The 24,351-nt window shown below is 45.3% G+C and carries 22 protein-coding genes, 1 tRNA gene and 1 pseudogene; 8 read left to right on the top strand and 16 right to left on the bottom strand.

Annotated elements, in window-relative coordinates; translation table 11 throughout:
• Positions 1 to 22: 22 nt before the first annotated feature.
• Genes Q4A73_RS01285 through Q4A73_RS01275 form a run of 3 tightly spaced genes read right to left on the bottom strand, consistent with a single transcriptional unit; the run spans position 23 to position 2,769 of the window.
• Complete coding sequence (locus Q4A73_RS01285; protein WP_303205622.1) at positions 23 to 736, bottom strand: methyltransferase; 714 nt, start codon at positions 734 to 736, stop codon at positions 23 to 25.
• A 29-nt stretch (positions 737 to 765) separates the two neighbouring features.
• A complete protein-coding gene (locus Q4A73_RS01280) occupies positions 766 to 1,416 on the bottom strand; it encodes a TrkA family potassium uptake protein (RefSeq protein WP_303205621.1) in 651 nt (216 codons plus the stop codon).
• A gap of 9 nt (positions 1,417 to 1,425) precedes the next feature.
• Positions 1,426 to 2,769, bottom strand: coding sequence for a TrkH family potassium uptake protein (locus Q4A73_RS01275; RefSeq protein WP_303205620.1), 1,344 nt, complete (start codon positions 2,767 to 2,769; stop codon positions 1,426 to 1,428).
• A gap of 115 nt (positions 2,770 to 2,884) precedes the next feature.
• Here Q4A73_RS01275 and Q4A73_RS01270 point away from each other — a divergent pair.
• Positions 2,885 to 2,960 (top strand) — tRNA-Phe (locus Q4A73_RS01270).
• A gap of 259 nt (positions 2,961 to 3,219) precedes the next feature.
• Positions 3,220 to 6,009 (top strand): hypothetical protein, encoded by a 2,790-nt coding sequence (locus tag Q4A73_RS01265; RefSeq protein ID WP_303205619.1) that lies wholly within the window; start codon positions 3,220 to 3,222, stop codon positions 6,007 to 6,009.
• A gap of 2 nt (positions 6,010 to 6,011) precedes the next feature.
• Here the strand turns inward: Q4A73_RS01265 and Q4A73_RS01260 are convergent, their stop codons facing one another.
• The 13 genes and pseudogenes from Q4A73_RS01260 to murJ form a co-directional block, all read right to left on the bottom strand.
• A complete protein-coding gene (locus Q4A73_RS01260) occupies positions 6,012 to 6,596 on the bottom strand; it encodes a ferric reductase-like transmembrane domain-containing protein (protein WP_303205618.1) in 585 nt (194 codons plus the stop codon).
• Positions 6,593 to 7,485, bottom strand: a pseudogene (gene msrP / locus Q4A73_RS01255) (protein-methionine-sulfoxide reductase catalytic subunit MsrP). Before msrP ends, Q4A73_RS01260 begins: the two are co-directional and overlap by 4 nt.
• 64 nt (positions 7,486 to 7,549) lie before the next feature.
• Positions 7,550 to 8,230: an orotidine-5'-phosphate decarboxylase gene (gene pyrF, locus Q4A73_RS01250; RefSeq protein WP_368492637.1), complete on the bottom strand. Its 681-nt coding sequence runs from the start codon at positions 8,228 to 8,230 to the stop codon at positions 7,550 to 7,552.
• Complete coding sequence (gene nusB, locus Q4A73_RS01245) at positions 8,227 to 8,622, bottom strand: transcription antitermination factor NusB (RefSeq protein WP_303205617.1); 396 nt, start codon at positions 8,620 to 8,622, stop codon at positions 8,227 to 8,229. The genes pyrF and nusB overlap by 4 nt, the downstream gene beginning before the upstream one ends.
• A gap of 1 nt (position 8,623) precedes the next feature.
• Entirely contained in the window at positions 8,624 to 9,094 is a 471-nt protein-coding gene (gene ribH, locus Q4A73_RS01240; protein WP_303205616.1) for a 6,7-dimethyl-8-ribityllumazine synthase, read from the bottom strand.
• A 9-nt stretch (positions 9,095 to 9,103) separates the two neighbouring features.
• The gene (gene kdsA, locus Q4A73_RS01235) at positions 9,104 to 9,901 is read right to left on the bottom strand and encodes a 3-deoxy-8-phosphooctulonate synthase (protein WP_303205615.1); all 798 of its coding nucleotides are present in this window, start codon (positions 9,899 to 9,901) and stop codon (positions 9,104 to 9,106) included.
• An 8-nt stretch (positions 9,902 to 9,909) separates the two neighbouring features.
• Entirely contained in the window at positions 9,910 to 10,689 is a 780-nt protein-coding gene (locus tag Q4A73_RS01230) for an enoyl-ACP reductase (protein WP_303205647.1), read from the bottom strand.
• The gene (dapA, locus tag Q4A73_RS01225) at positions 10,683 to 11,579 is read right to left on the bottom strand and encodes a 4-hydroxy-tetrahydrodipicolinate synthase (RefSeq protein WP_303205614.1); all 897 of its coding nucleotides are present in this window, start codon (positions 11,577 to 11,579) and stop codon (positions 10,683 to 10,685) included. The genes Q4A73_RS01230 and dapA overlap by 7 nt, the downstream gene beginning before the upstream one ends.
• The gene (locus tag Q4A73_RS01220; protein WP_303205613.1) at positions 11,572 to 12,822 is read right to left on the bottom strand and encodes a pitrilysin family protein; all 1,251 of its coding nucleotides are present in this window, start codon (positions 12,820 to 12,822) and stop codon (positions 11,572 to 11,574) included. The genes dapA and Q4A73_RS01220 overlap by 8 nt, the downstream gene beginning before the upstream one ends.
• Positions 12,819 to 13,877 (bottom strand): quinone-dependent dihydroorotate dehydrogenase, encoded by a 1,059-nt coding sequence (locus Q4A73_RS01215; protein ID WP_303205612.1) that lies wholly within the window; start codon positions 13,875 to 13,877, stop codon positions 12,819 to 12,821. Before Q4A73_RS01215 ends, Q4A73_RS01220 begins: the two co-directional genes overlap by 4 nt.
• Positions 13,878 to 13,915: 38 nt before the next feature.
• Positions 13,916 to 15,643 (bottom strand): ABC transporter ATP-binding protein, encoded by a 1,728-nt coding sequence (locus tag Q4A73_RS01210; RefSeq protein WP_303205611.1) that lies wholly within the window; start codon positions 15,641 to 15,643, stop codon positions 13,916 to 13,918.
• On the bottom strand, positions 15,630 to 17,009 hold the full coding sequence (cysS, locus tag Q4A73_RS01205) for a cysteine--tRNA ligase (protein WP_303205610.1): 1,380 nt from the start codon (positions 17,007 to 17,009) through the stop codon (positions 15,630 to 15,632). Before cysS ends, Q4A73_RS01210 begins: the two co-directional genes overlap by 14 nt.
• On the bottom strand, positions 16,996 to 18,459 hold the full coding sequence (murJ, locus tag Q4A73_RS01200; protein WP_303205609.1) for a murein biosynthesis integral membrane protein MurJ: 1,464 nt from the start codon (positions 18,457 to 18,459) through the stop codon (positions 16,996 to 16,998). Before murJ ends, cysS begins: the two co-directional genes overlap by 14 nt.
• Positions 18,460 to 18,589: 130 nt before the next feature.
• Between murJ and Q4A73_RS01195 the strand changes: the two genes are divergently transcribed.
• From Q4A73_RS01195 to Q4A73_RS01170, 6 genes are read left to right on the top strand one after another with little or no spacing between them, the layout of a single operon-like run.
• Complete coding sequence (locus Q4A73_RS01195; RefSeq protein WP_303205646.1) at positions 18,590 to 20,392, top strand: DUF342 domain-containing protein; 1,803 nt, start codon at positions 18,590 to 18,592, stop codon at positions 20,390 to 20,392.
• The gene (gene ruvA, locus Q4A73_RS01190; protein WP_303205608.1) at positions 20,368 to 20,919 is read left to right on the top strand and encodes a Holliday junction branch migration protein RuvA; all 552 of its coding nucleotides are present in this window, start codon (positions 20,368 to 20,370) and stop codon (positions 20,917 to 20,919) included. Before Q4A73_RS01195 ends, ruvA begins: the two co-directional genes overlap by 25 nt.
• A 9-nt stretch (positions 20,920 to 20,928) precedes the next feature.
• Entirely contained in the window at positions 20,929 to 21,969 is a 1,041-nt protein-coding gene (locus Q4A73_RS01185) for a D-alanine--D-alanine ligase (protein WP_303205607.1), read from the top strand.
• Positions 21,969 to 22,184, top strand: a complete 216-nt coding sequence (locus Q4A73_RS01180; protein ID WP_303205606.1) for a type II toxin-antitoxin system Phd/YefM family antitoxin — start codon at positions 21,969 to 21,971, stop codon at positions 22,182 to 22,184. Before Q4A73_RS01185 ends, Q4A73_RS01180 begins: the two co-directional genes overlap by 1 nt.
• 1 nt (position 22,185) lies before the next feature.
• Positions 22,186 to 22,911 carry an alpha/beta fold hydrolase gene (locus tag Q4A73_RS01175; RefSeq protein ID WP_303205605.1) on the top strand — a complete coding sequence of 242 codons (726 nt, stop codon included), beginning with the start codon at positions 22,186 to 22,188 and terminating at the stop codon, positions 22,909 to 22,911.
• The gene (locus tag Q4A73_RS01170) at positions 22,908 to 24,341 is read left to right on the top strand and encodes a UDP-N-acetylmuramoyl-tripeptide--D-alanyl-D-alanine ligase (protein ID WP_303205604.1); all 1,434 of its coding nucleotides are present in this window, start codon (positions 22,908 to 22,910) and stop codon (positions 24,339 to 24,341) included. The genes Q4A73_RS01175 and Q4A73_RS01170 overlap by 4 nt, the downstream gene beginning before the upstream one ends.
• Positions 24,342 to 24,351: the final 10 nt, after the last annotated feature.

The raw sequence follows: 24,351 nt of genomic DNA, 5'->3' as shown, positions 1-24,351 counted from the left end.
CACTCCTCCTTGAACCAAAATTTCATGCGTCAATATCGCGACTTTCTATCCCCTTAAATCGAGCGCCAATCCGCCCCATTTCCTCACTCAAACCACCCCCATCATACACAAATAGGGGCGGCAAAACCTCACAGGCGCTTTGACTGCTCTTTTTAATCTGTGCGAGCAAAAGCCTAGCTGCGGCCTCTTTTTTGCTGTGAACGAAGCGAATTTTAGTGAGTTTTAGTTTATGTTTTTCCAAAATGGCGCAAAGCTCGCCCAGGGCCTGGGCACTGTAGCAAAGATACAAGACCCCACGCGGCGCTAGCAAAGAATCGGCCTTGGCGATGAAATTTTGTAGGGGCAAAAAACTCCCGCTTTTGCTCATATTTTTGTGGAGGTTGGGGCTTTTTTGTGCGTTTTGCCTGTGAAAGGGGGGGTTGGAGATGATGTGATCGAATTTTTTTACGCTTATGAAATCCTTAAAATCACAGCAAAAAAGCTCCGCTTTGAGGGCGTTTTCTTGCAAATTCCGCTCAATGAGCGCGATGTTTTGCGTCTGAATGTCTAAAAGACTGAGGCTGAGTTCTGGATGGAAACACTTCAACAAAATGCCGACAATCCCGCACCCCGCACCCACATCCAAAAGCTCATTTTTCACGCCAAAATTCAAGGCAAAATCCGCCAAAAGCAGGGAGTCGCTATTGTAACGATAAGCGTTTTTCAGTTGGAAAAATTTGATGGTTTTTGAATGCATTCAATTTTATTATTTTACAAAATCAAGCTTCAATGCTCAAAAGACTTTAGGTCCTTTATAGTGCCCAGTAGAATGACAGTATCATTGATAAAAACGGTGATGGTTTCCAAATCGGGCAATAAATTCCACTCAGAATTGGCCCTTTTGTAAGCGATGACATGCATATTTTGGGCGATGTGTTTGAGAGAGTTGCCCGCTAATTCCTCGTCGATGTTCAGTTTGATGGCGCGCACTGTATTGGCCGAGAGGTCAAAGACCTCAAATTCCATCGCTCGCACTAAAAATTCCTTGACCAGTCTTTTGGCGCTTTCTCTTTCGGGGTAGATGACCTTCGTGGCGCCCAGTCGCGAAAGAATTTGCCCGTGTATGTTCGAGCTGGCCTTGGCGATGATGTGATTGGCGCCGATTTCCTTGAGTGCCATCAGGGTGAGTATGCTTTTTTCGACATTACCGCCGATGCTGACGATGACCACGCTAAGATCGTGAAAGCCCGCTTCCTTGAGCGCTGCGATGTTGGTGGAGTCTAGGATGTAAGCGTAGTTTGCTGTGTGCTGCAGCTGCTTGAGAGCCTCCTCGTCTTTATCGGCAACGATGACGGTATGCCCCGCGCCCAAAAGCTCATCGGCCACAACCGTCCCAAATTTTCCAAGCCCTATAATGCCATAACTTTGATTTTTCATTTTTTTCCTTTATAGATTGACCTTACCCTGCGGGTAGCGAACGTGCATAGCCTTGTCGCGGTGGAAAACGGAGAGGAAAAAGGCAAAAACTCCTATCCTGCCGCTTATCATCATAACGATGAGGATGATCTTGCTCGTGTCTGTGAATTTAGCGCAAAGGGACAAATTTCCGCCATCCCCCACAGAAATCCCGACAGTGGAGAAGGCTGATGAGGTTTCAAAGAGGAGGACGATGAATTTAAATTCAGTTTCTAGCAGGGAGAGGGCTATGGCGCAAACGACAATATAAACGGCTGAACCAACGGCAATAATGAAGGCTTTGTTTATCGTTTCTTGTTGAATTTCATATCGAAATATACGCACCCTTCCGTTGCGAAGCGTCCAGTAGGCATAGAGCAAAAGTACTGTGACAGTCGTAATTTTCATCCCTCCAGCCGTGCCACCGGGCGCGCCGCCTATCACCATAAACAAAGAGCCAAAAAAGAGACTCGCGTCCTTAAAACCTGAAAAATCAAGGGTATTAAAGCCTGAGGTTCTGTAATTGATCGCGGCAAAATAGGAGGCTAGAAATTTATCGAAAAAGGAAAAATTGCCTATGGTTTTGGAATTGGAATACTCAAAAATGAAGATGATCAGCGTGGAGGAGATGATGAGAATGATGGTTGCAAAAACGACGATTTTGGTATGCAGGCTGAGGTTTTGGAGGCGCTTTTTTTGGAAAAAATAAAGCTCAATAACGACAAAATACCCCAGTCCGCCGATGATGATGAGGCTTGTTGTGATGAGATTGATGGCGATATCGTGCTTATAGTGCACCAAGCCCGTTTGAAAGATGCTAAAGCCTGCATTGTTAAAGGCGCTGATGGAGTGGAAAAATCCAAACCAAAGCGCCGTGAAAAAGTCCATTTCTAGGGCGAAACGCAGGGTGAAGAGTATGGTGCCGATGAGCTCTATGATGAAGATGAACAATAAAACCTTTTTGAAAAATATGAACAAGCCGTCCATTGAGGGATAAAGCAAAGACTCTTTAAGTAAATTCCTACCGCTAAAGCCTACCTTTTTTCTAACGAGCATGTAGACAAAAAGGCCTATTCCCATATAGCCCAGTCCTCCGATTTGTATGAGTGCGAGTACGATGATTTGTCCCCAGAGTGTGAAATCTACAGCGATGTTTTTGACCACAAGCCCCGTCATACTCACGGCTGAAGCACTCGTAAAAAAGGCATCTAAAAAGGAAATGGGTGCTGCGTGTGTGAAGTCGAGAGATAAAAGCAAAGCACCCGCTAGGGCAATGATAATATAGCCTATGAGAAAGATTTGAAAGGTGCGTCTATCCAGTCCAAATTGTCTCAAGCAAACCTCTCTTGTGTTCCAAAATTTGATTCATTCTATACAATTAAACTTTAAGAAAAATTAAAATTTTAAACTTAAATTAAAGTTAAAAAGATAAAATTAAATCTTTCTTTGGGGTTGGATAGCTCAGTCGGTAGAGCAGCAGACTGAAAATCTGCGTGTCGGCAGTTCGATTCTGCCTCTAACCACCACTTTTACTCCATTTACCCCTTTAAAACTCCCATTTTTCCATATTTTACAAAAAAAAAAACGATTTTTCAAATTTCTCTTTACTTTTTGTTAATTTTTCTTTATAATTGCAATTATTTTTATCTTAATTATGAGAGGTTTAATAATGCAAAAATTTCAACCAAACTCTCACACGGGGGGGGGGGGTATAATCTCTCTTTAAGTCCCTGTATCAAGCTCCCTCTGTCTATCGCTTGTGCCATTTCGCTTGTATGTATAGGATTGCAAGCACAAACTCCTATGCCACCTGAAAATAACGCAAACGATCTTATCAATCAATTTAATAGCAACAATAATGTTTATACCATATACTGGAGAACTATTACAAAAAAAGGAAAATTTAAAAAACAATTTATGGACACAAGAGGGTGGAGTGCTGATAATGAAAATTATTACACTGGGACGCATCACTACTATTATCTAAGCGTTGCCCTTGCTTATAAAAATAGCACGAACTTTAATCAGCTCAATTGGAAATTTAAGCAAGGTGCACAAGTGGATTACCTTAAATTCGATTATAAAAAAACGATAGAAAACGCCCCTTGGCAAAATATGAAGGAGGAGAATGGTAGTTACGGTGCGCTCACTAACCGTAATCTTACCATCGGCACTTTTGATGTTAAAGGCGATGTGAAATTTGAAATCAAGCTAGGCGGTAAAAGCACGATAGACACTTTAAACAATACCGCCGAACGCCTAAATATAAAGGTCAATAATGAAAATGGCACCGACACACTCACTATAAGCACCCTCAACCAAACCACCGCAACAAGTGACGCTCAAATCTTCAAAAATGTCAATATAGGCACTTTTAATCTCCAAAATGGTAAGTCCTATCAAAGAGGCGGCAGTGTAGGGACTCTAAATCTACAAGGTGGAGAATTCCACCTAGGTGCCAAAGATGATATGAGCCAAGCCGAGCATAATGGCGTGGTAAATAATCTTGTCTTACAAAATGGAACCTTTAAACAATACAAAGGAGAGATAAATAATATCACCCTAACAAGCGATAAAGAAACAGCAAGCTTTACTACTAATAATAGCTTCCAAAATCAAACTCAAGGCACATACGATGGCTTAATCTCCAACGTTGATAAAAATAATAACGGAGAAAACACAGTAACATTTAACAATAATGGCGGCACAATTACTACCACACTCACTAGCGGACAACTCACTATCGATAACAAAAAGGGCGACATTACTAATAATGGAGCAGTATCATCACTAGATGTGAGCAAAAAGCAAGGTAGTGCCGTTGTAAATAATAGTAGTGGTGCTAGTATCGATAAACTCACATCAAACAATGACTTAACTATCAACAATCAGGGTAAAATCAGCGATCTAGATTTTAGTGGCGGCTCTGTAAATAATGGCGGCGAAATCGCTAAACTCGATCTTAAAGGCGGCTCACTTAACAATGCTGGCACTATCACAACTCTAAATAATACAAATGGAGTAGCGATAAATAACCAAGGCACTATCACTACCTTTACAAATAAAAACACCGCCACTATCCACAATCAAGGCAAAATCACAAAGGGTATCATCAATGACGGCGGAACTTTAACTGTTGTTAATGACTTTAGAAGGATTGAAGGGACAAAAAATTTTCAAACCATAGGAGAGATAGGTAAAACAACAAAGGGTGTCCATATAGAAAACAATAATGGTAAGCTTAATATCCCTATTTGGTATTTTAATAAAGAAGAATATACCACAGCAGAAGAGAGAAAAAACAAAGCCTTACTTGTAGATGGAGATTATGCAAACATTAGCTTAGAAAATGCTTTTGTTAGCACACATAATTTAGATGTAGATGAAACCTATGATGCTTATAGCCTCATCGCAGATAAAAACGGCAATAGTGTAGGAGATAAAATCAATAATGGTCAAGGTATAGATGTCAATAAACTCTATTCTGTTTCAGGCATTTATACCTTTGAAAATTACGGGGGTAAGGGTCGCTATAGAGCTATCATTAATAGAGATGAGCTAAGTGGTAGAACCCTAGCACAATCTATTATTTATTCTCAAAGAGTAAGAAATGTCAATCTCTCAAGGATGCTAAGAGAAGCAACAACTCAAGTCTTTGTTTCAGGTAAAAAAAGTGAAGTAAATGCAAATGGCAAAAGCTTAAGTCAGTTAGAACGACTCCACACCAATCACAGAGATGAAAACTCTCAAAATCATAGCTTTGTGATTCCTTATTATCAAAACTTTAGGGCAAACTTAGGAAGTGAGACAGGGACATTAAAATCAAATTCCTCAGGTATGCTTATCGCTACACAAAGACAACTTCCAAATGATTATGGAGTCTTAGGAATTTATACAGGCTTTGAAAATGTTGACCAAAAGGTTAATGCACAAAGATTAGAAATAGATGGAAATTCTTATTATGCAGGTTTAACTTATAAAAATAGCTTTTATGAAGATGATTTAACAACTTATTTTATGAATCTTACTACTAAGATTGATTATATAAAAAGAGATGTAACTAAGGCTTACCGTGGTTATATAGGCTCTGTTAGTTCTACGGCAAAGGTATTTGGATACGGGGCTAATGCTAGAGTGGGACTAAGTCATTATCTTAAAAATGATGCAAAAATCTCTCCTCAAATAGGCTTTAATTATCTAGGTATGCACTCTAAGCCTTTTACTCTTAATCACTTAGGAGGCACAAGGGAGCATTATTTAGCACAAAACTTTAATTTCATCGATGCGGTCGCTACGGTAAAATATGAAACTCCTTGGATTAATCGTTTTAAAACAGTTGTGGCACTAGGGACGATTATTAATGTCTATAAAGATGCAAAAGGAACCTTACATCTTGATAGCAATGTCTTAAATGCTGAACTTGACATTGCTAGACTTTATGGAGTAGTGCAAGGGGGAATTTCTTATGACTTGACTAAGGATTCTGATATTTCTTTAGGATATAGTGGAATTTTCTCTTCAGCTAATATTATAAGATCTCACGCCCTTATGTTTAGATATGCTTGGTGGTGGTGAGTTTAACAAAGGGAGCTTTTTAATCTAGCAAAAAATCTTTTTGTATAACGCAAGGTAAAATAAAACAAAGCAAGACTTAAGGCAAGATACTCAAAAAACTGCGGAACTTTTGCGGATAAAAAATAATGATAACTTGCTATAACTATACATAAATAACCAAGCTTTCTTATGTTTTCAAGCTTTTTAAAGCGTTTAAAAGAGCTTAAAAACATTAAAAAAATAATGATAAAGGCTACAAAGCCACTGCCCTCAAATAATCTTTTGCTAATATCATCATAAAGTTTTACAAGGCTTAAATTTTTAGAAAAAACAAAATACACGATAAAATGTAAAAAAACCCAAATCCCCCCAAAAAGTCCTAATAATTTTGGATAGGTTTTTGTAGGCTTAAATTTAAAAAGAGAAAAAATAATGCTTAAATGTAAAAATACAAGTGCAAAAATGCCTGTATAAAAATAAAGCTCTTTAATTAAATCAAAGCCCACAAAAAAGACATTATAAACCGCTGCATAAGTGGTAAAAATAAGGCTTAAAATAAAAATGATAAAAGCCAAATTTTTATAAAATTTAGCTTTTAAACGCTTCAAAAATTTGCCCTTAAATCCATACCTGCATATAAATGCGCGACCTCTTTTTCATAGCCGTTAAATAAAAGCGTAGGTTTGGTGAAAAACTCTCCTAAGGCTCTTTCATCGGCTTGCGACCATCTAGGATGAGAGACTGCTGGATTGACATTAGCATAAAAGCCGTATTCATCAGGTGCGTAAGCTTGCCAAGTGCTAACAGGCTGTTCTTTGACAAATTCTATTTTGACTATGGATTTAATGCTTTTAAAGCCATATTTCCAAGGCACGACAAGGCGTATCGGTGCGCCATTTTGTGCGAGGAGAGGCTTTTTATACATACCTACGGCTAAAATGCTTAAAGGATTCATCGCCTCATCAAGTCTTAAACCCTCAACATAGGGATATTTAAGCGTTGGAAAAAAGGCGTTTTGGTCAGGAAAGCGGCTTTTATCAAAAAGCGTGGTAAATTTCACAAATTTCGCCTCACTTGTGGGCTTGACCTTATCTATTAAATGCCTTAGCTCAAAGCCCACCCAAGGCACCACCATCGACCAAGTTTCAACGCACCTAAAGCGGTAAATCCTCTCCTCCAAAGGAAAGGCTAAAAAGTCCTCCATACCAAGCTTTAAAGGCTTTTCGACCTCTCCTTCTATGCTAACTTCCCAATTTTTTGTTGTGAAATTTTTCGCGTGTTTGACTGCTTCTTTTTTATTGACAGAAAATTCATAAAAATTCACATAATTATTCGCCAGTTTTTCATCACTGATTTTAAGCCCATCTTCATTCGCGCTCGGGCTAAAATTTAGGGCTAAAAGCTTGGACTGCACGAGGCTAGCTCCCAGCATGGCCCCACGCCCATCTTAATAAAATCTCGCCTTTTGCGGTATAAATTTTCAGGAGTGATACGCATGAAAATCCTTATAACGATGATGCACGATTTGACCACATCAAAAATAACGCCGCGTTAATCGCGACTAAAGTTGCGCGAGGATCTTTTCGCAAATTTTTCTCGGCTCATCGGCCTCATAAATGGGGCGCCCCACCACGATAAAATCGCTCTTTTGCTTCTTGGCCTCTTGCAAATTTGCCACCCTTTTTTGATCCCCACTCGCCTCACCAAAGGGCCTGATCCCCGGCGTGAGCGTGAGGAAAGAATTTTGCGTATTTTCTTTGATCAAAAGGCTCTCAAACACCGAGCAAACCACACCATCAAGTCCTTTTTCATGGGCAAGTTTTGCCAGTTTCACCACGGCCCCATCAAGTTTTTGTCCATAAATTTCAAAAAACTCCGCCCCATCAAAGCTCGTCAGCGCCGACACGCCAAGGACTAGAGGACGCTTTTTGTGGCGATTGAGCCGCTTCATCACCGCATCCATCGCCGAGCCTCCCGCACTCGCGTGAAGGTTGATCATATCCACACCAAGCCTCAGGCACTCCTCGCAAGCATCGGCCATAGTGTTGGGGATGTCGTAAAATTTAAGGTCCAAAAAAATGGGCGCCGGGTTGATTTTTTTTAGCCCCTCGATGAGGGCAAAGCCGTCCCTCACATAGCTTCTAAGCCCTATTTTAAGCCAAACATCAAGCCCCTCAAGCTCCTTGGCCAGTCTCAGGCACTGCTCCTTGCTTGCCAGATCCAAGGCCACGCAAAGCTTCATTTTCCAGCCTCAAGGGCATCCAGCACTCCGTTGATGAACTTGGGTGCATTATCGCCGATGAGCTCCTTTGCCAGCTCCACGGCTTCGTTGATAATGATGGCCTTGCTTGTCGGCGTGTGCAAAAGCTCATAAGCGCCCAGCCTCAAAATCGCCCTTTCCAAATGCCCGATTTGATCCATCGTGTTTGCATTCAGGTGAGGGTTGATGGCCTCATCAAGCGCCTCAATGCTTGAACAAACCCCCTCATAAAGGCTCAGAGTGAAATTTTTTTGCTCGTTGCGGATTTTTTTTGTGCGTAAAAATTCCTCGACAAAATCCTCGTTTTTCTCGTTAAATTCAAGGGCGTAAAGTAGGGACACGATGCTTTGGCGCACCTGATGCCTCGTTGCCATTTTAGCTCCCCAAAAGGCTCTTTAAATTCAGCATTTCAATCAAACCCAGCATCGCCTCAAAGCCCTTATTGCCGGCCTTACTCCCCGCGCGCTCAAGGGCCTGCTCAAGCGTGTCGGTCGTCAGCACCCCAAAGCTCACCGGCACATCGTGGCTAAGGCTCACATTGGCGATGCCCTTCGTGGTTTCAGCAGAAATGTAGTCAAAATGCGGCGTAGAGCCCCTTATCACCGCGCCCAGGCAGCAAATCGCATCAAATTTTTGACTCCCAATCGCCATCTTTAAAGCAAAGGGCAGCTCAAAGGCGCCGGGCACCAAGATGAGCTCCAAATTTTTCTCCGCCCCGCCGTGGCGCAAAAAGGCATCCCTCGCTCCCTCCACGAGTCTATCGGTGATGATGTGATTGAACCGCGCATTGATGAGGGCGATTTTTTCACTGCCCTTAAGTTTTAATTGACCTTCGATAATCTTCATGGTTTTTCCTTAATCGATGAATTTTTTCAAGGCCAAAAGCGTTTTCACGCAGGCCCTCAAGCGCTCTAAATTTAGCATATTGTCCCCATCACAAAGCGCCTCGCAGGGGTTGAGGTGGGTCTCAAAAAAATACCCATCCACGCCCACGGCCCCCGCCGCCCTAGCTAGAGGCTCTACAAATTCACTCCTTCCACCGCTTTTGCCTCCTGCGGCTCCTGGCATTTGCACGCTATGGGTCGCGTCAAAAATTACGGGCGCAAATTCGCGCATGATCACGAGGCTTCGCATGTCCACGACCAAATTTCCATAGCCAAAGCTACTGCCCCGCTCGGCGACAAAGACGCCATTTTTTCGTGCCGACTCATAGCCCTCGCCGCTTTCGTTTCGGGTCTCTAGCACTTTTTTGATGCTGTATTTGATATCGCTGGGGTTTAAAAACTGCCCTTTTTTGATGTTGATTTTTGCGGGGGTTTTTGCCGCGGCAACGAGCAGGTCCGTTTGACGGCACAAAAAAGCGGGGATTTGCAGCACATCCGCGACCTCGCTCACGGGCGCGGCCTGAAAACTTTCGTGGATGTCGGTGAGGATGGGCATTTTAAATTTTTCCTTCACAGCGGCTAGAATTTCAAGCCCCTTCTCAAGACCCGGACCGCGAAAGGAGCTTAGGCTCGTGCGATTTGCTTTGTCAAAACTGGACTTGAAATAAAACTCTATTTCTTCATTTTCGTTCCATTCTTGCAACTGCTCAGCCACCCTAAAAACCAATTCTTTACTTTCTATCACACAGGGACCGGCGATTAAAATCATCTTTTTGCTCATTTAAAAGTTGTTCCGCCATCTACGATGAAAGTATGTCCCGTTACCCAGCTTGCCTTGCTCGAGCAAAGGAAAAGACAAGCTCCGGCCAGATCCTGAGGCTGCCCCATGCGATTGAGCGGGCTTAAATTTATCGTTGCTTGCTTGACTTCTTCATAATTCGTAAAAGCCTTGAGCGCATCCGTGTCGATGGGTCCGCCGCTTACGACATTCACGCGAATGTTTTTGTCCCCAAGCTCCGTCGCAGCATACCTCGCCATAGCCTCCACCGCAGCCTTAGCCGTGCCGTGTCCGGCGTAGTTTTCGATATGCACCAAATTCCCCGTCGATGAGATGGAGATGATGCTGCCCCCACCCACTTTCTCCATCCTTTTAGCCGCCTCTTGCGCCCCGACGACAAAGGCATTAACCGTAGCGGTAAAGATATTATTGATGCCGCGAGGCTTGAGTTTCATAAATTTCGTATAGCCACCCACGACTGAGCGCCCTGAAATGATGGCGTTGGAGATGAAAAAATCTACCCGATCAAAATCCGCATCAATGCTCTCAAAAAGCTCCTTGTAAGTCTCAGGCTCGAGGATATTAAAGGCGTAAGCTCTGGCTTTGATTTTGTAATTGGCCTCCAAATCCCTCACCATATCCTCAGCAATCTGGGCATTGGCATTGTAAGTGAAAGCGATGTTGGCGCCCTCTTTTGCAAATTCATACACGATAGCCCTGCCTATACCCCTAGTGCCCCCACTGATGACTAAAGTTTTGTTTTGAAATTCCATTAAAATCCTTTGATGGTGTATTTTTGCATAACTTTTTCTATTTTGAGGCGATTATCCCCGCTCGGTGGACAAAGCGGAAGCCTAAATTCTAGGCTGTCTATGAGGCCTGCGATAAACATCGCCGTTTTGATGGGGATGGGATTGCTCTCGCAAAATAAAATTTTATTGATGGCATAAAGCTCGTCGTTGATTTTTTTCGCCCCCTTAAAATCCTCCGCCAAGGCCATCTTTGTCAGCTCACTGATCTTATCGGGCAGTAAATTCGCGCTCACAGAAATCACCCCCCGACCTCCGTTAGAAAGTATGGGATAATTGATCGCATCATCGCCAGAAATCAGCGCCATTTCAGGCTCTTGAGCAAGCAAATCCACGCATTTATCGATGCTCCCGCTCGCCTCCTTGATGCCGTAAATATTTTCACAATCCCTAAAAAGCCTTATCGCCGTATCCGTGGCTATCTCACAGCCCGTGCGCGCGGGGACATTGTATAAAAGCACAGGAATTTCTACGCTATTAGCTATAGATTTATAGTGCTGGTATAAACCCTCTTGAGTGGGTTTGTTATAATATGGCGTTACGCTTAAAATTCCATCCGCGCCGCATTTTGCCGCAAACTGCGCCAAGCCCACCGCCTCGTGAGTGGCATTGCTCCCCGCTCCGGCCAAAACCTTCACCCCCGTATTTTTACACGCGCTCACGGCGATTTCAATGCACTGCCTATGCTCCTCATGAGTAAGGGTCGCACTCTCGCCTGTCGTGCCCACCGGCACCACTGCGGCTATGCCGTTTGCAATCTGTCTTTTGATCAATTTTTCATAGCAGACCACATCCAAATTCCCATTCTTAAAGGGTGTGATGAGGGCTGTCATCGCGCCGATGATGATGCTTTTATCCATTTTTGTCCTTTCTCAAAATCAAAGTCGTGGAATTCTTTGCGACAAAATATTTTTTCGCCGCTCCAATCAAATCCTCCAAGCTTAAATTTTCAACATTTTTCTCATAATTTAAAAGCGGCTTCAAATCCCCCCGCGCCAAGAAAGAACCATAAATGCTCGAAACCGAAGAGGCATTGTTGAAAGAAAAGATAAAGTCGCTCCTGACATTGTTTTTCACTTTTTGCAGGTCCTTGCTAGAAATTTTACCCCGCTTGATTTTCTCTAAAATTTTAAGCAGCTCCCGCTCCACCCGCTCGGCTTTAATGCCTAAATTGCAATTGGCGATGAAGATGAACAAACTCTCATCCACGCTGTCATTGACAAAGCAGTAAAATTCATTAATCAAGCCCAATTTGTCCATTAAAATTTCGCTCAAAAGCGCGCTCTTGCCACTACCCAAAAGCTCCGATAGAGCATGGAGTGCTGGGATGTCCTTATGCTTAAAAGGGGGGATTTTGTAAGCCAGTGCCAAAAGCTCCGTGCCGCCGTCTTTGAAAAGCTCGGCACGTCTGGCGCCATCTTGGCGCGGCTCTTTGGTGTGGATTTTAGGCAGGGCCTTGGTGTTTTTAATGCCCTCAAAATGCCGCCTCGCCCCCGCAAAAACCTCCCGCGCCTCAACATCCCCGCTCACGAGCAAAATCGCATTTTTGGGCTGGTAAAAGGTCGCGTGAAAATCCCTAATGTCCTCGATGCTCCAGCTTTCAATGTCCCTAAAAAAGCCTATCGGCGTCCAGTGGTAGGGATGGTAAATGAAGGCGTGGTTGAAGAGGCGAAAGTATAAATACCCAAGCGGATTGTTGTCCGTGCGCCACCGCCTCTCCTCCAAAACCACCTGCCGCTCGGGCTGAAATTCCTCATCTTTGAGCTCCAAATTCGCCATAAGCTCGGCAAAAAGCTCCAAAGCCTTGTTCAAATGTGTTCTCGAACATTTGATGTAATAATGCGTGTGATCAAAGCTCGTGCTGGCATTATCCACGCCGCCAAAGCCCTTCACCACCGCGTCAAATTCCCCCGCCTTTAAATTTTTCGTGCTTTTAAAATTAAGATGCTCTAGCATATGTGCGATGCCACTTTTTCCCAGAACCTCATTACGCGAACCCACCTTGTAAAATACATCCACGCTAATGACTCCGCTGCCCTTATTTACGGGCAGGGCATAGACCTCAAGCTTATTTTTTAAAATCTGCTTTTCATAAGCGATCATCTTAAATTCACCCCCACCGCCTCGCTAAGATGCAAAAAGCCCTCCTTTTTCAAAAGCACGGCGAGTCCTTCGTTGATCCTCCTCACAAGGCCAGGACCCCTAAAAACCAAGCCCGTGTAAATTTGCACCAGATGGGCCCCGCTTTTAATCCTCCCCCAAGCTTCTTGCGCACTGTCGATCCCCCCGCTTGCGATGAGTAGGGTTTTACCAAAAAGCTCACGGGCTAAATTTTCAAAGAAAATCCCGCTTTTTTTAGCGATAAGTCTCCCGCTAAGCCCCCCGAAAGTGCGGGGAGTGTCCAAAAGGGAGTAATCCGTGCTGGTGTTGGCGATGATGAAGCCACTAGCGCCCTTTTCTATGGCGTTTTGACAAAGCTTTATGGCCTCAGGCACGGGCATATCGGGCGCGATTTTAATCAAAACGGGCACAGAGCTAATCTTTCGCGCCTCCTCAAGTAGGTCACTAAGAAAGCCATCGTTTTGCAGGGCCCTTAAATTCTGCGTGTTGGGCGAGGAAATGTTGATGACAAAATAATCGCACAAATGCTTAAAAGTGCGCAAAAGGCCGAGATAATCCTCCAAAGCCGCCTCATGGCTCGTGTCTTTGTTTTTGCCGATGTTGGCTCCCAAGGGCAGGACAAAGGGATGAATTTTCGCAAGTCGCGAAGCGATTTTTTCGCCCCCATCGTTGTTAAAGCCCATCGCATTTTGTAAGCTTTCTTGCGAAGTGAGGCGGAACAGGCGGGGTTTTTCATTGCCCTCTTGTGCCCTAGGCGTCAAGGTGCCACACTCCAAAAAGCCAAAGCCCAAAGCCGCTAGGCCTCTTAGCATCGTGGCGTTTTTATCAAAACCCCCCGCTAGCCCGACAGGATTAGCAAACTCAAGCCCCAGCAAATTTTGCTTCAAAGCCTCATCGCTAAAAATATACTTGTGAGCAAGGAGACTCAGGCCCCCCGGATAAAATGCATTGAGGGCTCTGAGTGAGAATTCCACCAAGCGATGGGCATTTTCGGGCTCCAATTTAAACAGCAAGGGTTTGAAAAAATCATAATCCATCTTCATCCTTTATAAGCCCATTATCTTAGCTAAAATTGTTAAAATTTAGCATCGCAGCGACCCTTATTTTTGAATTTTTGATAAAGCGCGCAGTTTTGCAAAAGCTCCCCATCACTCCCGCACGCCACGATCCTGCCCCCCTCCATCACGGCGATTTTATCGGCATTTTCTATGGTGCTTAGGCGGTGCGCGACTATCAGGATGAGCCTGTCCTTTTTCAGCGCCTCGATGCTTTGGATGATGGCCCTTTCACTTTCGTTATCCAGGGCCGAAGTCGCCTCGTCAAAAATCAACAAATCAGGCCTTTTATACAGGGCTCTGGCGATGGCGATGCGCTGCTTTTGCCCCCCGCTTAAATTTTTGCCATTTTCCAAAAGCGGGGTGTGAATGCCGCCCATTTTCTCCACAAAATCATAAGCATTCGCCGCCCTGAGTGCCCACAGCACCCTCTCCTCACTCAAATCCTCCCCGTAGGCTACATTTTGCGCGACGCTCTCGTTGAAAATGTAAATATTTTGCGTGACCAGACCTATGCGTGAGCGCAGGGATTTGAGGCTGAAATTTTCAATGCCCTCGCCGTTTAGCAGAATTTCCCCCGCATTTTTAGCAAAAAAATGCAAAATCAGCCCGATGATGGAGGATTTCCCGCCCCCACTCTCCCCCACAAGGGCTAGAATTTCCCCCCTTTTGAGGCAAAAATTCACGCCTCTTAAAAGCTCGCTTTGACCCTCGTAGGCAAAATGCACATCGCGAAATTCTAGCGCAGAAAGGGGAGGCAGCTCGCAAGGACCGCCCAAAATTTCAGGCTCCAAGTCCAAAAGGTAAAAGGTCCGCTCGCTTGCGACCACGGCCATTTGAAGCCTGCCGTAAAGTGAAGTGAGGCGCTTTATGGGCGTGTAGGCCCCAAAAAGCGCCGCGATGAAGGCGATGAAGGCGCCAGCACTCAGCTCCCCCCCGATCACCTCGCGGCCGCCGATGAGGATCACCACCGCCACGCCGAGCGCGCCGATCATCTCCATCATGGGGCTTATGAGGGCGTCGATGCGAGTGTTTTTGAGCGTGGCCTTGCAAAGGCTTTCATTGGGCAGGTCAAATTTATCCCGCTCCCGCTTTTCGGCGCTTGAGAGCTTGATGAGCTCGATGTTGGAAAAAATTTCGTTCAAAATCGCAAGCAGGTCGGCATTGCTTTCCTGAGTCCTTTTGGCGTAAATTCTAAGCCTCCTTGCCAGATAAACCAGGGGCAAAATCGCGCAAGGCAGGGCGATGAGGGCGATGAGGGCGAGCTTGGGGCTATTGTAAATCACCACCGCCAAAAGTCCCACCGTCGTCATGGCCTCGCGCAAAAAATCTGGGATGATGTTTGAAACGATGCTCTGCAAGGCGCCGATGTCGTTGGTCGAGCGGCTGATGAGCTCGCCACTTTTGTGCTTTTTGAAAAAGGTAAGATCCAGACGCAAAAGATTTTCCAAAACCCGCTCTCTTAGGTTTTTAAGCACCCTTGTCCCCACATAAGCGATGTAAAAGGTCTGCATATACGCGCCCAAATTTTTCAAAAAATAGGCAAAAACGAGAAAAAAAGGCACGATGTAGAGCAGATCGAGCCTTTTTTGCACGAAGATATAATCCAAAATCGGCTGCAGGGCCTGAAAACTCCCAGCCGTGCCAAGGGCGGATAAGAACATCCCTAAAATTCCCAGAGCAAAATGCCTCCAATACTGCCTGTAGTAGGGGCTAAAGCGACCCAAAACCTCCCTAAGCTTCATCATCCACTTCCCAAACCACACCCTGTGGCGTGTCCAAAAGCACGATGCCCTCCGCGGCCAGCTCGGCCCTGAGCGCGTCCGCTCTTTGAAAGTCTCTATTTTTTTTCGCCTCAGCCCTTTGCAAAATGCGCGCCTCAATGCCCTCGCGTCGCTCCTTGCTCACGCCCCACTGAAAATAATCCTCCCCGCTCAAAAAACCAAAGCCAAAAATGGAGGCAAGCTCTTGCAAGGACCCCGTCAAATCCTGCTTTAAAGCTTTATTTTTGGGCTCCTTATCCAGGGCGGCATTGGCGGAATTTAAAAATTCATCCAAGAGGGCTAGGGCCTTGGAAATGTTCAAATCATCGCTCAAGCAGGCTAAAATTTGCCCCGAAATGGGGGCGCTAAGGCCAGCAAAATCCTCATCAAATCCTGCCAAATTCAGCCTTTTTTTTAGGCGATAAAATTTATCCAAACGCCTCTTAGCCGCCATCAAATCCGGCCTTGAGTAGTTAAAATGCGCCCGGTAATGCGTGCCCAAGAGATAAAAGCGCAAAACTTCGCCGTGAAATTCCCTGAGGGCGTCCTTGAGGAAAAAGCTATTGTTGAGGCTTTTGCTCATCTTTTCCCCGTGCATTTTCACAAAGCCATTGTGCAGCCAACTTTTTGCCAAATTTTTGCCCCAGGCGCAGCGGCACTGGGCGGCTTCGTTTTCGTGATGCGGAAAAAGCAGATCCGCCCCCCCAGCGTGGATGTCAAGCCCATCCTCAAAAAGGCTCTCAATCATCGCCACGCACTCAGTATGCCAGCCCGGCCTACCCCTGCCAAAAGGCGCCTCGTAAAAGGCCGCGTCAAATTTCCACAGCACAAAATCGCTGGCATTTTTTTTCGCACTGTTGCCTGAAAGTCGGCTTAAATTTTCCTCGCTCTGCCTTTTTGAAAGACTGAAATAATCCGCATCCTTGCTCACATCAAAATAAATCCCATCCTCCAAAACGTAGGCAAAGTCTCGCTTTTGCAAATTTTCGATGAGGCTTATCATCGCCTTGATGAAGTGGGTCGCTCGGGGCTTAAAATCAGGCTCCATAACCCTCAAAGCCCTCATATCCCGCTCGTAGCTTGCGATGTAAAATTCGCTCACTTGCTCCAAACTCTGCCCGCTTTCTTGCATTTTTTTTAAAATTTTATCGTCAATGTCGGTGTAGTTTCGAGCAAAGCTCACCCGCCGTCCTAGCGCCAACAAAACCCGCCGCAGTAAATCAAAGCAAACGCTGCTCCTAGCGTGCCCAAGGTGCGCATCATCATACACGGTCGGGCCGCAAAGGTAGAGGTTGATTTTTTCTTCATTGAGGGGTATTTTTTCTTTCAAGGCGCTGTCAAAAAGCTGCATTAAATCCTCCCGTTATGCTCGTAAAAATTCCAACAAAAAGCCCGATGATCCAGCTTTTCCCCTCCCACAACAAAAGACCAAAAAGGGATAAAAACAAAAGGCTTAAGAGGCTAAATTTTAGAGAAATTAAGGCAAAAAATTGCTTAAAACCGAAGGCTTTCACGCTGGCAAAAAGCAGGTAAAAAGCGCTTAATGAACTAGAAAGCGCCACGGCCAAAACCTTTAAATTTTCATCCTCAATGCAAAAAATAAGCCCCACGGACAAAAAAGCACTCAAAAACAGAGCCTTGATGGCGATGAGGGCGGCTTGCTTTTGCTGCAATTTTGCATAAAGCCACAGGGAGAGGAGTTTTTGCAAACCAAAGGGCAGGAGGCCCAGCAAATAGGCGCTTAAGACAGAGGCGGTCAAAATGCTATCCTCGTGCGTGAAATTCCCCCGCTCGAACAAAAGGCGCGAAATTTCAAGGGAAAAAATCACGCCGATGAGGGTTGAAAGCAGTAAGAGTAGGGTTAGGATGGCGAGGGATTTTTGCATGAATTTTAGGGCATCTTTTTCGGTTTTAGCCTTTAAAAGTTTTAGAATTTTAGGAAAGCTTACTTGGGTGAGGGCTATGGCAAAAAGGGCTAGGGGTAGCTGGAAAACGCGGTTGGCGTAGTAGAGGTAGGAGATGCTCCCGCTGATGAGAAAGCTAGCGATGGTGGTGTCTAGGAGTGAGCCTATTTGCGTGGCTGATGCGCCGAGCACTCCGTGGGAGAAATTACCATAAAAGCCCTTGAGGCTGGCTTTGTATCGCTTAAATTTCAGGCTTAGACGCATGGCTTTGAATATGGGACTTTGCCGCAGGATGTAAAGATGCAAAACAAGCTGGGCTACTCCGCTTAAAACGGTCGCGTAGGAGAAAATATAGAGGGTGTGATGGGGAGTGGTGCTATCTGCGAAGAAGGCGGCGATGACGATGCTGAGGTTAAACAAGGCTGCTGAAAAGGAGGTGAGGAAAAATTTTTGCCTGTAATTTAAAAGCGCGCCCAAAAAACTCACCCAAAAAATGAAAAGCAAATACCAAAAATTTATCGCCACTAGGGGGGAGGCGAGGGCTAGGGTTTTGGCGTCAAAGCCGAGGGCAAAAATTTTTGTGAAAAAGGAGGAGAAAAAGCTCACCAAAAGGCAAAGCAGGAGGACGATGGTGCTAAATTGTGCCAGGACGCAGAGGCAAAAGGCGCCCTTTTTTCGCGCGCGGGTGAAATTGGGCAAGAAGCTCTGCCCAAAGGCTCCTTCTGCGAAGATGCGACGGAAGAAAGCGGGCATTTTGAGCGCGACAAAAAAGATGTCGCTATGAATTCCTGCGCCTAAAAAAAGAGCGATCAAAACATCCCTAGCCAGTCCTAAAACGCGTGAAAACAAAATCCCCAGGGCATTGATGATGCAATTTTTGAGTACCAAATTTTTCATAAAAAACAAAAATAAGACGAAATTAAAGGGGCTATTTTAACTAAACTTGATTACAATTAAATCAAAACGACCAAGGAAGCAAATTTTGGAAGAAAAAATCGTCTCCTACACAGAAAACCCCCACAAAGAAATGCTTGGAGTGGCTTCAAGGACGGGCATCAGTGTCGGGGAGCTGGATTTTAATCTTCTCGCCTTTTCGACCCAGTATCGCTTCGGCAATCAAGAGTGGCAGAAAATCAGTGAAAAAGAGCTCGTGCTTTTTGAAAAAGATGATGTGTTTTTGAGGGATGATTTGCAAATCAAGCAAGAGTATAAGATCGAAATCACCAAGCTTTCTCAGGACGTGCTCGCAAACGCCATCCAGCTCGTGGCGAATAAAAATTTAACCAAAATCATCGCAAAGATTGATTTTAGAGCCTTTGGCTACGAGGACAGGCTTGCCATCAAGCTTTTGCAAAATATCTACAAAAAAATGCTGAAATTGAAATTCCTCATAGGAATTCGCGTTTTTGACTTCAAACAGGGCCTTTTAGACCTCACCCTCAAGCACAAAAATAGCCCTCTAAAAGAAATCATTTACATCCCTGTAGCAAGGGGCATCAATCCCACTCACAGTCAGGATGAAAAGCTCGTTTTAAGCTACCGAGAAAGGATGAGTGGTGCTACGATGGATGAAAAACGCACGGGCATCGTTGGGGTGGATGAAAATGAGATCGCTCTCAAGCACTACAAGGCCAAGAGCGGCAAGGAGGGCAAAAATTTAAATTTGCAAACTTTAAAGGTTTTGGAGGCTAAGGAAAATAAAATCACATTTTCTTGCTCAAGTGCCTTCAGGGTGGAGGAAAAGGAGGATTGCACTCAGTATATCACGACCAGAAAGGGCTTCATAGCAGAAAATGGCTCCAATTACGACATCGCCAACGAGCTGGATTTTAACGGCGTGGATTTTAAAAGCGTGGGCATCATCCGCGCGGGACTGGATAAAAATGTCAAAATCAACATAAGACTGGTCTCAGAAATACAAGATGCGGTGGGCTCTGGAGTGCGGATAGAATGCGAGGAGCTCAATGTCAATGGCAGTGTGGCGGGCAACACGCACCTAAGCGCCACGCGACTGAGGATCGATGGCACGACGCACACTAAGGCTAAAATTCACGCCAAAGAGGGCTATATCAAAACGCACAGAGGCTTTGCTGAGGGCGATAAACTGAGCATAGACTTGCTCGAGGGAGGGAGGGTCAAGGCCTATGAGGTGCGGATCAAAAAAAGCTTGGGCGGGAGCATCGAGGCGGATAGAATTTACATCGAAAGCCTTGCCGCGAACAATACGATAGCCTTTTATGAAAGTGCCATTGTGGAGCGTTTTGAGGGGGAAAATAATAAATTCAACGCCCGGGTCAAAATGGAAAAAAATTACGATGAAAATTTAAAAAATATAGAAAGCGAGCTTGCAAGCCTCAAGCGAAAAGGCGTTTTGCTCAAGCAAAATTTAAACGCCTCCAAAAACGCGGTGCAAGAGCTTGAAAAAAAGGTGCAAGCGCTTAAAAATTCGGGGCAGAAGGTCCCGGCGAATTATCAAAAAATGCTGCAAGATTACGCCCTGCTGACTCAAGAGCTTGGTAAAATCCAGCTTTCAGAAAGGGCACTTTTGGAGCAAAGGGAGGCGCTTAATGAGGAGTTGCTAGAGCTGCAAAATGAGCTTTTCAACGCCAAATTCATCAACAAAAGCGGCGCGTTTAGCGATATGAATGAGATCAAATTCAGCCTCCTTGCCCCGAAGAAAGATCTCACCTTCGTCCCCGAGGCGGGTGAGGAAAGGGCCAAGCGCATCACGATCCAAAAAGATCCAAACGATGGGGGGGGCGTGGAGCTTGTGCAGGGTTCAAACTACGAAGAGGAGGATGTGAAATGGTCGTCGCCATCGAAGGGATAATCACCCAAAAAGAACCAACCTTCATCGTGCTCAAATGCCAAAGCGGCGTGAGCTATGGGGTCTTTGTCTCGCTTTTTTGCGCTGCAAAGCTTGAAAAAGGCAGGTCTTATGAGCTTTTTATCACGCCCATCATCAAGGAGGACTCGCATAAATTTTACGGCTTTTTGGACAGGGAGGAGCAGAAAATTTTTGAAATGCTCCTTAGGGTCAATGGCATCGGCGCTACGACCGCGATGGCAGTGTGCTCAAGCCTTGATACCGACAGCTTTTACAAGGCCCTCACTTTGGGCGATGAGAGCCTTTTTAAAAAGGTGCCGGGCATCGGTGCAAAAAGCGCCAAGCGCATCCTTGTCGAGCTAGAAGGCGCCAAAGCAGCCCTAAGTAGCGTGAGCGATGAGAGTGCTAGTGCCCTAGCAGCCCTGCTGAGTCTGGGCTTCAAGCAGGATAAAATCCTAAGCGTCCTATCCTCCTGCACGGCTAAGGACACGGGCGAGCTTGTCAAAGAGGCCCTGAAAAAACTCGCCTAAGGACGGAAAATGAGATTTGCAATACTTTTTGGCGGGAATTCTTACGAGCATGAAATCAGCATCATTAGCGCCGTGGTGCTTCAAAAAATCCTCAACGCGCCTTTGGAATTCATCTTTTGTGATGCGAAGAGGGATTTTTACCTCATCCCAGCCTCCAAAATGAACGCGAAAATTTTCAGCTCCAAAGCCTACACGGAGGAAAAAAAACTCATCCTAAAACGGGGAGGCTTTTACAAAAAAGGGCTTTTGAGCGAGGGGAGGGTGCCTTGTGATTGCGTTATCAATCTCATTCACGGGCGCGACGGAGAGGATGGGAAAATCGCCGCCTTGCTAGAATTTTTTGATCTAAATTTCATCGGGCCTCGCCTTGAGGCTAGCGTTTTGTCTTTCAACAAAGAGCTCACCAAGCTTTACGCGCAAAATTTAGGCATCAAAACCCTCCCCTACACCATGCTAAGAAAGCACGAGACACAAAATTTCACGCCGACCTTTCCCTGCATTTTAAAGCCCGCAAGGCTTGGCAGTAGCATAGGCATCAGCATCGCTAAGGACGCGAAAGGATTGGACTATGCTAAAGATGTGGCCTTTGAGCTTGATGATGCGATTGTCGTGGAGGCCTTTGAAAGCGATGTGAAGGAATACAATCTCGCAGGGGCCATGATCGGCGAGGAGTTCGTTTTCTCCATCATTGAAGAGCCTCAAAAAAAGGAATTTTTAGATTTTGAGCAAAAATATCTCAGCTTTTCGGGCACGGGTAAAATTCAGGAAGCGCCCTTGGATGAGGGGCTTAAAAACAAGCTAAAAACGACCTTTGCTAAAATTTACAACCCGCTTTTTAAGGGCGCTTTGATACGGTGTGATTTTTTCATCCTAAATGGGGAGGTCCATCTCAACGAAATCAACCCCTGCCCAGGATCCCTAGCGCACTATCTTTTTGAGGACTTTAACGGCGTGGTGGAGGGGCTAGCCCGCAGCGCTTGTAATGAGGCAAAAATTGCAATCCGTTACGATTTTCTCCATTCCATCAGCGGCCAAAAGGGCAAATTGTAATGCTTTCTTTCAAACAAGACGAAATTCACACCGCCACCGAGCTTGTGAGGAATTTTAGCCCCATTTTAGATAGGCTCAAAAAAAGCGATTCGGGCAAGATCGTCATCCTTAAAAATAACAAATTCGAAGCCGTTTTACTCAGCATGAAAGAATTTGAAAGGCTACAAAACGCCGTGGAGCTTTTGGAAAATATCTACAAAAATCAAAAGGCTTAAAATGGCGCGAAGCACGATTTTTTTTGAAAATTTGGCTTACGAGCTTTCTTATGAAATTTTCGCCCCAGAGCGGGAGAAAAAAATCCTCATCCTCCACGGCTGGGGAGCAAGTAAAGAGCTGATGAGCGGGGCGTTTGGGGGGTGCTTGGGGGGAGTTTGTCAAATTTATTTGGATCTGCCCGGTTTTGGAAATTCTAGCGTGCAGAGGGCCTTGCAAAGTGAGGATTACGCCCTCATCGTGCAGGAATTTTTACGGCAAAAAAAATTTAAAATCGACTGCTTCATGGGGCATTCTTTCGGAGGGAAGATCGCCACGCTCCTAGCCACACAAAACAAAACCCCCCTCATCCTGCTCTCCAGTGCTGGCATCCCCGTGCGAAAATCCTTCCAGGTCCGGCTCAAAATCGCCCTCTTCAAAAGGCTCAAAATTCTAGGACTCGGGAAGCTGTGGCGCCTTTTTGCTAGCAAAGACGGCGCAGGGCTTAGTCCGCTGATGTATGAGACCTTTAAGAGGGTTGTGGATGAGGATTTTCGCTCTGTTTTTGAAAATTTCTCGCAAAAAGCCCTGATTTTTTGGGGCAAAGAGGACGCCGCCACGCCCCTTAGCAGCGGCGAGTGCATCCACAAGCTCATCTCAAAAAGCTCCTTTCACCCGCTTGATGGGGATCATTTTTTCTTTTTACGCCACGCTCCGCACATCGCTCGCATCATCAAAAAGGAGCTTTGATGGCACAAACCCTGCCCTACTACTTCGGCGTTTTGCTTTTCAATCTCTGCCTAGCCTTTTACCTCATCACCGCCTTGCAGTGGTATTCTTACAAGCTTTCACGCCTCATTTTCCACTACCACAGACCGCTTTGGCATGTGTATTTTCTGGCCCTGCCCTGTGTCGTTTTTTTGACCGCCTTGGGCTTTTCGTGGTTGGCTTTGGCGTATTTTGTCCTCATCCACGCGCCGCTTTTGTATTTTTGGAACAAAAAGCTCGACAAAAAGCTCATCTTCACTCCTAAAGTGCGATGGTTTTTCATCTTCGTGTGCCTTTATGCGCTTTGTTTTGCCATTTTATCTTTAGAATTTTCCTTTCTTTTCAATCTCCTAACCCTCCCCCTCGCCTTGCTTAGCCTTAAAATTTTGGACCTCTTTCAGGCCCTTCATTTCAAAAAAAAGGCAAAAAACAAGCTCCATCCCGATCTAAAAATCATCCTCATCACCGCAAGTTTTGGCAAGACCAGCATCAAAAATTTCCTCTACGAGCTTCTTTGTGAGGATTTTAAAACCCAAAAAAGTCCCCGCAGTGTCAATACCCTGATGGGTATCGTAAAAGACATCAACGAAAATTTAAGCCCCCAGACTCAAATTTACATCGCCGAGGCGGGGGCTAGGGCCAGCGGGGATATTTTGGAATTGAGCGCGTTTTTAGGGCCCCAATTTTGCATCGTGGGGGAGATTGGCAATGCGCATTTGGAGTATTTTAAAAGCGTAGAAAATACAAGGGCGACCAAGCTCAAAGCCCTGAATTCTAAAAATTTGCAAAGGGCCTTTTTGCATTCTAGCACCCTCAAAAATGAGGACGATAAGACTGAAATTTACGACAAGGGTCTTTTGCGCGTGAGGGCTAGCCTTGAGGGACTTGAGTTTTCCCTGCTTTTGGAGGGGGAGGAGGAGCATTTTTCAAGCCCTATTTTAGGCGCCTTCAATGCAGAAAATCTCTGCGCGGCGATTTTGTGCGCGAAATTTTTAGGCGTAAGGCTGGATAAAATCCGCCAGAAAATCCAAGGCCTAAGGCCTGTGGAGCATCGTTTACAGGTGCTTTCAAGGGCGCCTAAATTTATCATTGATGATGGCTTCAATGGAAATTTAAAGGGCATGAGCCAAAGCTACGCGCTTTGTAAGAGTTATCAGGGGCGCAAGATTTTAGTAACGCCGGGCATCATTGAGACGCATGAGGCCGATAACATAGCCCTAGCGCAAAGCATCAACGAAAGCTTTGATTGCGCCATCATCACCGCGCAAACGAACGCCGCGCTTTTTAAAAGGGAGCTCAAAATCAAAACCCTCATTTTGAAGGACAAAGCAGAGCTCATCCCCGCCCTCAAGCGGCACACGAAAAATGGCGATTTGATCCTTTTTTCCAACGATGCGCCGAGCTTTATGTGAGGGCATTAAC

It is taken from the genome of Campylobacter sp. (assembly GCF_030528245.1).
Taxonomy (GTDB): Bacteria; Campylobacterota; Campylobacteria; order Campylobacterales; family Campylobacteraceae; genus Campylobacter_D.
This window is presented reverse-complemented; position numbering and strand designations above follow the sequence as displayed.

Coding starts and splice junctions, on each gene's coding strand:
- murJ (WP_303205609.1), bottom strand. CDS start 18,459: ATGAAAAATTTGGTACTCAAAAATTGCATCATCAATGCCCTGGGGATT.
- kdsA (WP_303205615.1), bottom strand. CDS start 9,901: ATGATTTTAATCGCCGGTCCCTGTGTGATAGAAAGTAAAGAATTGGTT.
- Q4A73_RS01220 (WP_303205613.1), bottom strand. CDS start 12,822: ATGATCGCTTATGAAAAGCAGATTTTAAAAAATAAGCTTGAGGTCTAT.
- Q4A73_RS01175 (WP_303205605.1), top strand. CDS start 22,186: ATGGCGCGAAGCACGATTTTTTTTGAAAATTTGGCTTACGAGCTTTCT.
- Q4A73_RS01285 (WP_303205622.1), bottom strand. CDS start 736: ATGCATTCAAAAACCATCAAATTTTTCCAACTGAAAAACGCTTATCGT.
- ribH (WP_303205616.1), bottom strand. CDS start 9,094: ATGAAGATTATCGAAGGTCAATTAAAACTTAAGGGCAGTGAAAAAATC.
- Q4A73_RS01180 (WP_303205606.1), top strand. CDS start 21,969: ATGCTTTCTTTCAAACAAGACGAAATTCACACCGCCACCGAGCTTGTG.
- pyrF (WP_368492637.1), bottom strand. CDS start 8,230: ATGAAGCTTTGCGTGGCCTTGGATCTGGCAAGCAAGGAGCAGTGCCTG.
- cysS (WP_303205610.1), bottom strand. CDS start 17,009: ATGCAGCTTTTTGACAGCGCCTTGAAAGAAAAAATACCCCTCAATGAA.
- Q4A73_RS01185 (WP_303205607.1), top strand. CDS start 20,929: ATGAGATTTGCAATACTTTTTGGCGGGAATTCTTACGAGCATGAAATC.
- Q4A73_RS01215 (WP_303205612.1), bottom strand. CDS start 13,877: ATGGATTATGATTTTTTCAAACCCTTGCTGTTTAAATTGGAGCCCGAA.
- Q4A73_RS01195 (WP_303205646.1), top strand. CDS start 18,590: ATGCTTGGAGTGGCTTCAAGGACGGGCATCAGTGTCGGGGAGCTGGAT.
- ruvA (WP_303205608.1), top strand. CDS start 20,368: ATGGTCGTCGCCATCGAAGGGATAATCACCCAAAAAGAACCAACCTTC.
- nusB (WP_303205617.1), bottom strand. CDS start 8,622: ATGGCAACGAGGCATCAGGTGCGCCAAAGCATCGTGTCCCTACTTTAC.
- Q4A73_RS01210 (WP_303205611.1), bottom strand. CDS start 15,643: ATGATGAAGCTTAGGGAGGTTTTGGGTCGCTTTAGCCCCTACTACAGG.
- dapA (WP_303205614.1), bottom strand. CDS start 11,579: ATGGATAAAAGCATCATCATCGGCGCGATGACAGCCCTCATCACACCC.
- Q4A73_RS01280 (WP_303205621.1), bottom strand. CDS start 1,416: ATGAAAAATCAAAGTTATGGCATTATAGGGCTTGGAAAATTTGGGACG.